This window comes from Kitasatospora sp. NBC_00374 (genome assembly GCF_041434935.1).
Classification (GTDB): domain Bacteria; phylum Actinomycetota; class Actinomycetes; order Streptomycetales; family Streptomycetaceae; genus Kitasatospora.
Genome location: NZ_CP107964.1, coordinates 1,702,110 through 1,709,117, shown reverse-complemented (window position 1 = coordinate 1,709,117; position 7,008 = coordinate 1,702,110). Strand labels below are relative to the sequence as shown.

General features: G+C 74.9%; 6 protein-coding genes. All 6 read left to right on the top strand.

The annotated features are described in order from the left end of the window. Positions 1-39: 39 nt before the first annotated feature. Positions 40-264 carry an MbtH family protein gene (locus OG871_RS07630; RefSeq protein WP_371495279.1) on the top strand — a complete coding sequence of 75 codons (225 nt, stop codon included), beginning with the start codon at positions 40-42 and terminating at the stop codon, positions 262-264. An 85-nt stretch (positions 265-349) separates the two neighbouring features. Continuing rightward, positions 350-2,167 (top strand): ABC transporter ATP-binding protein, encoded by a 1,818-nt coding sequence (locus OG871_RS07625; RefSeq protein ID WP_371495278.1) that lies wholly within the window; start codon positions 350-352, stop codon positions 2,165-2,167. Beyond that, entirely contained in the window at positions 2,160-3,872 is a 1,713-nt protein-coding gene (locus OG871_RS07620; RefSeq protein ID WP_371495276.1) for an ABC transporter ATP-binding protein, read from the top strand. Before OG871_RS07625 ends, OG871_RS07620 begins: the two co-directional genes overlap by 8 nt. A 110-nt stretch (positions 3,873-3,982) precedes the next feature. Continuing rightward, positions 3,983-4,813 carry a siderophore-interacting protein gene (locus OG871_RS07615; RefSeq protein WP_371495274.1) on the top strand — a complete coding sequence of 277 codons (831 nt, stop codon included), beginning with the start codon at positions 3,983-3,985 and terminating at the stop codon, positions 4,811-4,813. Continuing rightward, positions 4,810-5,841 (top strand): FecCD family ABC transporter permease, encoded by a 1,032-nt coding sequence (locus OG871_RS07610; protein ID WP_371495273.1) that lies wholly within the window; start codon positions 4,810-4,812, stop codon positions 5,839-5,841. The genes OG871_RS07615 and OG871_RS07610 overlap by 4 nt, the downstream gene beginning before the upstream one ends. Next, entirely contained in the window at positions 5,838-6,935 is a 1,098-nt protein-coding gene (locus OG871_RS07605; RefSeq protein WP_371495271.1) for a FecCD family ABC transporter permease, read from the top strand. The genes OG871_RS07610 and OG871_RS07605 overlap by 4 nt, the downstream gene beginning before the upstream one ends. Positions 6,936-7,008: the final 73 nt, after the last annotated feature.

Here is a 7,008-nt window from a genome sequence, read left to right as displayed (position 1 = left end):
CCCTCCCACCACCACCATCACCCGAGAAGGAAGAGAACCATGAGCGCCACCAACCCGTTCGAGGACGACGACGCCCGCTACTACGTCCTGGTCAACGCCGAGAACCAGCACTCGCTGTGGCCGGCCTTCGCCGAGATCCCGGCCGGCTGGACGGTCGTGCACGGCGAGGACACCCGCCAGGCGTGCACCGAGTACGTCGACGCGCACTGGACCGACATGCGCCCCGCGAGCCTGGTCGCCCGCTCGGCCGCCGCGCACTCCTGACGGTCCTTCCGGGGACGGCGCAGCCCGCCGTCCCCGGGACCGCCGGCAGCCCATGCCCGTTCCGACAGACGGATACCCGATCCACGTGAGCACCCATCAGACGGACCCCGCCACCGAGCCCCCGGACGGGCTGACCGCCGAACAGCTCGCCGACGAGGACCTGGAGCCCGGCGCGCTCTCCCCGGAGCGCCGCCGACGGGCCCGGGCCCTGCTGCGCGGCTCGCTGAAACCGCACCGCGGCACCGTCGCCGCCGCCATGGCCGCCGCCGCCGTCCGCCAGGTGGCCCTGCTCGCGGTGCCCTGGTGCGTCCAGCAGGCGCTCGACGAGGGTGTGAAGAAGCACGACAACGGGGCTCTGCTGCTCTGGTGCGCCGCCGCCGGCGGGACGGCGCTGGTCCAGTTCGTCGGCCTGTACCTGTGGCAGTTCCTCGCCGGGTACGCGGACGCCAAGGTCGGCGCCGACCTGCGCGGCCGCCTGCTGCGGCACCTGGCCCGCCTGGACCGGGCCGCGCTCGCCTCCCGCGGCCACGGCGACCTGGCGATGCGGGCCACCCGGGACACCGACCTGGTCCGCGAGTGGGTGCACGGCCTGGCGATCTGGGTGGTCCTCGGGACCACCTTCGTGGTCGTGCTGCCCGCGCTGGCCGTGCTCGACACCAGCCTGCTGCTGGTCACCCTGGCCACCCTGCCGTTCCTGGTCTGGGTCAACCTCCACTTCCCCAAGCGCTTCGCAGCCGCCAGCGGCGAGCTGGCCCGGGTCCACGGCGAGCGCGCCGACGCGGTCGCCGACCTGCTCCAGGTCGGTACCGGGCTGCGCGGCACCGGCGGCCACCGGCCGCTGGTCGAGCGCCACCACGCGGCCAGTGCCGAGGTCACCGGGCGGACCGTCACCGCGGCCCGGATCGAGGCGTCCTGGGCGGCCGTCGGCCCCTTCGTGCCGCGGCTCGCGGTAGCCGGCGGCGTCGGCATCGGCGGTCTCGCCGCCCTGGACGGCCGGCTCAGCATCGGCAGCCTGGTCGCCTTCGCGTCCTGGATGGCGATCGTCACGCTCGCCACCCGCGTACTGGTCGACCGGCTGCTGGAGCGCGGCCAGGCCGACGTCGCCGCGGCGCGGATCGACGAGGCGCTGTCCATCCGGCCCTCCGTCGCCGAGCCCGACCCGGCCTCGGCGCAGCCGCTGCCCGGGACCGGCGCCCTCACCCTCACCGGCGTGAGCGCCGTCCGGGACGGCCGCACCGTGCTGGCCCCGCTCGACCTGGACGTCCGGCACGGCGAGTTCCTCGCCGTCTCCGGCGCCACCGGCTCCGGCAAGTCCACCCTGCTGCGCCTGGCCGTCCGGCTGGACGACCCCGCCACCGGCACGGTCGCCTACGGCGGCACCGACCTGCGGACCGTCGCCCTGGACGAGGTCCGGGCCAGGATCGCGTACGTGGCCCAGCGCCCGCTGCTCGTCTCCGGCACCGTCGCCGACAACCTGCGGCTCGGCCGCGACCTCGACGACGAGGCGCTGTACGAGGCCTGCCGGACGGCCGGCATCCACGAGCAGCTGGCCGCGATGACCGACGGCTACGGCACCGAGCTCGGCGAGGGCGGCACCGCGCTGTCCGGCGGCCAGGTCCAGCGGCTCGCGATCGCCCGCGCCCTGCTGGGCGATCCGGCGGTGCTGCTGCTGGACGACTCCACCTCCGCCCTGGACACCACCACCGAACAGCTGGTGCTGGACCGCCTGCGCGGCTGGGCCAAGGACCGGACGGTCGTCTTCGCCACCCACCGCTCGGCCGTGCTCGACGCCGCCGACCGGGTGGTCCACCTCGAAGCGCCCGCATCCGACGCCGTCGACACCGACGCCGTCGACACCGAAGCCGTCGAGACCGAGACCCCCGTGGAGGCCGGCCGTGGCTGAGCAGCCCCTGCTGAACGACGAGCCCGACGAGCGCGCACTGCTCCGCCGGGCCGCCCCCTACCTGCGCCCGCACCGCAACCGCCTGGTGGTCGCGCTGACGGTCGGCCTGGCCGACTCGGCGGCGCTGGTCGCCGTCGCGCCGCTGATCGGTCTGGCCACCGATGCCGTCCTGGACGGCGACCGCGGCGGTCTCGGCCGGGCCGTCGCCCTGCTGGTGGTGCTGGCCCTGGCCCAGCTGGGCTTCGCCCGGGCCGGCGAACTGCTGCTGGCCCGGGCCGGCGAGCAGGTCGTCCGTACCCTGCGGGAGCAGGCGGTGGAGAACCTCGCCACCGCGCCGCTGCGCTTCCTGGAGACCCATCGCACCGGCGAGCTGCTGCGCCGGGCGACCGGCGAGGTGGCCGCGCTGGCCGCCTTCGTCCGGCTGCACCTGCGCAACCTGGTCTCGGCCGCCGCGACCCTCGCCTTCACCCTGGTGGTGATGGTCGGCTACTCGTGGCTGCTGCTCCTGGTGCAGCTGGTGGTCTTCGTCCCGCTGACCCTGTTGGTGACCCGCTGGTTCCAGCGCGACGCGCCGTCCGCCTTCGGCGGCAAGGCGAACGCCGAGGCGGCCGTGGCGGCCACCTTCACCGAGACGCTGACGGCCCGTGAGGCGCTGCAGACCTCGCGCGGCCTGCCCGGCTGGACCCGCCGCTTCGACGGGGAGAACCGGCTCGCGGTGAGCGCCGCCCGCCGGGCCCTGCGGGTGGAGAACCGGATCGACCTGGTGAGCCTGGTCGAGGGGTTGGCCCTGGTGGTGCTGCTGCTGGCCGGCGGCTGGCTGGTGACCCGGGACACCCTGAGCGTCGGTACCGTGGTGGTCTTCATCCTGGCGAGCCGCAACCTGTTCGACTCCTTCGCGGACCTGTCCCAGCTGGTCGGCGAGGTGCAGACCGCCAGGACCGGGCTGGCCCGCCTGCTGGACCTGCTGGCCGCCACCGACGCGGAGCCCGTCCGGCCGTCGGCCGACGCCCTGCCCGCCCACGGGGACCTGCGGTGCACGGAGATCGAGTACTCGTACCGGGCCGACGGCCGGGTGCTGCACACGATGACGCTGGACTTCCCGGCCGGCAGCCGGACCGGCGTGGTCGGCGAGACCGGCTCCGGCAAGACCACGCTCTCCAAGCTGCTCTGCGGCCTCTACCGGCCCGACGGCGGTGCGGTGACCTTCGCCGGCACCGACCTGCGTGAGATCCCGGAGGCCGAACTGCGGCGCCGGATCGTGCTGGTGCCGCAGGAGGTCCGGATGGTCTCCGGGACGATCGCGGACAATCTGGCACTGGTCCAGGGCGCTCCGGACCGGCCCCGGATCGAGCGGACGGTCGGTCAGCTGGGCCTGGCCGACTGGATCGCGGACCTGCCCGGCGGCCTGGACGCCGAGGTCGGCCAGCGCGGCGGCAACCTCTCGGCGGGCGAGCGGCAGATCCTCGGCCTGGTCCGGGCGGTGCTCGCCGACCCGGCGGTGCTGGTGCTGGACGAGGCCACGGCCGACATCGACCCGGTGACGGCCGCCCGGCTGGAGCACGCGCTGGACGAACTGCGCGCCGACTGCACGCTGGTGGTGATCGCCCACCGTCCGGCGACCATCGCCCGGATGCCGCGGGTGGTGCGGCTGGACCAGGGCCGGCTGGTGGCCGAGGAGGCCGGTGGCGTGCGCGTAGCAGGTTAGGCTAACCTAAGCTGCGCTTGCCGTCCCGTGCCGCCGTCCCGATCCCTCGGGGCGGCGGCACGCGCGCAGGCGCCGGGCCGCGTCACCTCTCACCGGATTGGGCCGAAACGATGACCACCGAGATCGCTCCGCCGCGGATGCGGATCGTCCGCCATCCGCTCAAGTACCGCCTGCTGGAGGTCAAGCAGGTCCACCGGATCACCCCCGGCACGGTGCGGGTCACCTTCGCCGGTGAGGCGCTGGAAGGTTTCTGCGAGCAGGCGCCGACCGACCACGTGAAGCTCTGCTTCGCCGAGCCGGGCACCGAACTGCCGGTCGAGCCGGTGATCGAGAACGACACCTGGATGGACGCGCCGGTCGAGCCGATCACCCGCGACTACACGATCCGTCACCACCGCCGGGCCGAGCGCGAGATCGACGTCGACATGGTCCTGCACGGGACGGGCGTCGGCTCCGGCTGGGCCGCCGCCGCCGAGCCCGGTATGACGCTCGGCGTCCTCGGGCCGCGCGGCTCCGAGGTGATCGACTTCGTCCACGACTGGTACCTGCTCGGCGCCGAGGAGACCGCCCTGCCGGCTCTGGCCCGGTGGATCGAGATGCTCCCCGCCGGCGTCCGCGTGATCGCCTTCGCCGAGGTCTCCGGGCCGCAGGACGAGCAGCGGTTCGAGACCGCCGCCGACCTCACCATGACCTGGCTGCACCGCGGTGACGCCCCGTCCGGCTCCACCGACCTGCTGGAGCGGGCGATCCGCGCCGCCGAGCTCCCCGACGGCATGGGCTTCGCCTGGGTGGCCGGCGAGGCCACCAGCCTCAAGCCGATCCGCCGCCACCTGCGCGAGGACCGCAACCTGCACCGCCACCAGGTCGACGTCGACGGGTACTGGAAGCGCGGCGTCGAGAACCACGACCACCACGAGGACGACGAGCACGAGCACGCATGACCGCCCGGACTCTTGACAGGCCCGCACCGGCGGCCGCCCGGCGGACGGCCAAGCTGCTCGGCTGCCTCGGCCTGCTCGCGCTGCTGGCCGTCGCCGGCATCGCGATCGGCGCCAAGTACATCCCGCCCGGCCAGGTCTGGCACGTCCTGCTGCACCACGAGCCCACCGACGGCGACTGGATCGTCGTCCACCACTCCCGGATCCCGCGCACCCTGCTCGGCATCGCCGTCGGCGCCGCCCTCGGGCTGGCCGGCGCCCTCATGCAGGCCCTGACCCGTAACCCGCTGGCCGACCCGGGCCTGCTCGGCGTCAACGGCGGCGCCGCCGCGGCGGTCGCCGCCGGGACGGCCCTGCTGGACCTGCGCTCCTTCGGCTCGTTCGTCTGGTTCGCGCTGGCCGGCGCGGCCGTCGCGGCCGTGCTGGTGCACATCCTGGGCTCCGGCGGACGGGCCTCGGCCACCCCGGTCCGGCTGGCGCTGGCCGGCACCGCGATCACCGCCGTGCTCACAGCCTTCGTCAACGGCCTGATCCTGCTGGACCCGCTGACCCTGGACCGGTTCAGGTTCTGGCAGGTCGGCACCCTTGCCGGGGTCGAATCCGAGATCGTCGGCCAGGTGCTGCCGTTCCTCGCCGCCGGCGCCGTGCTCGCCTTCGGCCTGGCCCGCCCGCTGAACGCGCTCGCGCTCGGCGACGACGCCGGGCACGCGCTCGGCGCCAAGCCGGGCCGCACCCGGCTGCTCGCCATGGTCGCCGTCACCCTGCTCGCCGGCGCGTCCACGGCGGCGGTCGGCCCGATCGCCTTCGTCGGTCTGGCCGTTCCGCACGTGGCCCGGCGGATCTGCGGGCCCGACCAGCGCTGGGTGCTGGTCTTCTCCGCCGTCCTCGCGCCGGTGCTGCTGCTCACCGCGGACATCGTCGGGCGGGTGGTGCTGCACCCCGCCGAACTCCAGGCCGGCGTGATCACCGCCTTCCTCGGCGCACCGCTCTTCATCGTCCTCGTCCGCGGCCGAAGGATCGCCCAACTGTGAACACCCCCACGGCGGTAGTCCCTGCCGCCCGGACCTCCCCGCCGCCCGCCCCGCGCCGGGTGCCGCTGCACGCCGTCCGCCTGCCCGGCGGCGGATCCGTGCGCTGGCACCCCCGGGCCGCCGCGGTCTGCGGGCTGCTGGCCCTCGCGCTCGCCGCCGCCGTGGTCCTGACCCTGACCACAGGTGACTTCCCGCTGTCCGTCGCCGACGTGCTGAACGTGCTCGGCGGCGGCGGGGCCAGGATCGACCGGTACATCGTGATGGAGGTCCGGCTGCCCCGCGTCCTCACCGCGCTGCTGGTCGGCGCGGCCCTCGGGGTGGCCGGCTCGCTCTTCCAGACCGTCGCCCGCAACCCGCTCGGCAGCCCGGACGTCATCGGCTTCACACTCGGCTCGGCGACCGGCGCGCTGCTGGTGATCCTCGTGATCGGCGGCAGCGCCGCGATGGTGGCCGGCGGCGCCGTGGTCGGCGGGCTGGTCACCTCGCTGCTGGTCTACCTGCTGGCGCGCAGCGGCAGCGCCCAGGGCTACCGGCTGGTGCTGGTGGGCATCGGCATGAGCTCGCTGCTGGCCTCGCTCAACGACTACCTGATCGCCCGGGCCTCGTTCAGCGATGCGGCCAGTGCCGCCGTCTGGCTGACCGGCAGTCTGAACGCCCGCGGCTGGGAGCACTGCGGCCCGATGGCCGCGGTGCTGCTGCTCCTGCTGCCCGCCGCGCTGCTGCTCGGCCGGCCGCTGCGGCTGCTGGAGATGGGCGACGACGCCGCCGCCTCGCTCGGCATCCGGCCCGACCGCCTGCGCCTGTGGCTGATCCTGGTCGGGGTCGGCCTGTCGGCGGCCGCGACGGCGGCGGCCGGTCCGATCCCGTTCGTCGCCCTGGTCGCCCCGCAGGCGGTCCGCCGGCTGACCGGAGCCACCGGCCCGAACCTGGTCGGTTCGGCGGTCCTCGGCGCGCTGCTGCTCGTGCTGAGCGACCTGGCCGCCCAGCGGCTGCTGGCGCCCACCCAGCTGCCGGTGGGCGTGCTCACGGGCGTGCTCGGCGGCTGCTACCTGATCTGGCTGATCGGCCGTCAGTGGCGGTCGGGGCGCGGCTGAGCGGGTGCCGAGGCACCCATATCCCTCCCCGTTCTGCTGGCCGTCCTGCTCGCGGCGCTCCTCGGAGAACCTC

What these genes read in the sequence shown, in the direction of transcription:
- OG871_RS07610 (WP_371495273.1), top strand. Translation starts at nt 4,810, where the DNA reads ATGACCGCCCGGACTCTTGACAGGCCCGCACCGGCGGCCGCCCGGCGG.
- OG871_RS07615 (WP_371495274.1), top strand. Translation starts at nt 3,983, where the DNA reads ATGACCACCGAGATCGCTCCGCCGCGGATGCGGATCGTCCGCCATCCG.
- OG871_RS07630 (WP_371495279.1), top strand. Translation starts at nt 40, where the DNA reads ATGAGCGCCACCAACCCGTTCGAGGACGACGACGCCCGCTACTACGTC.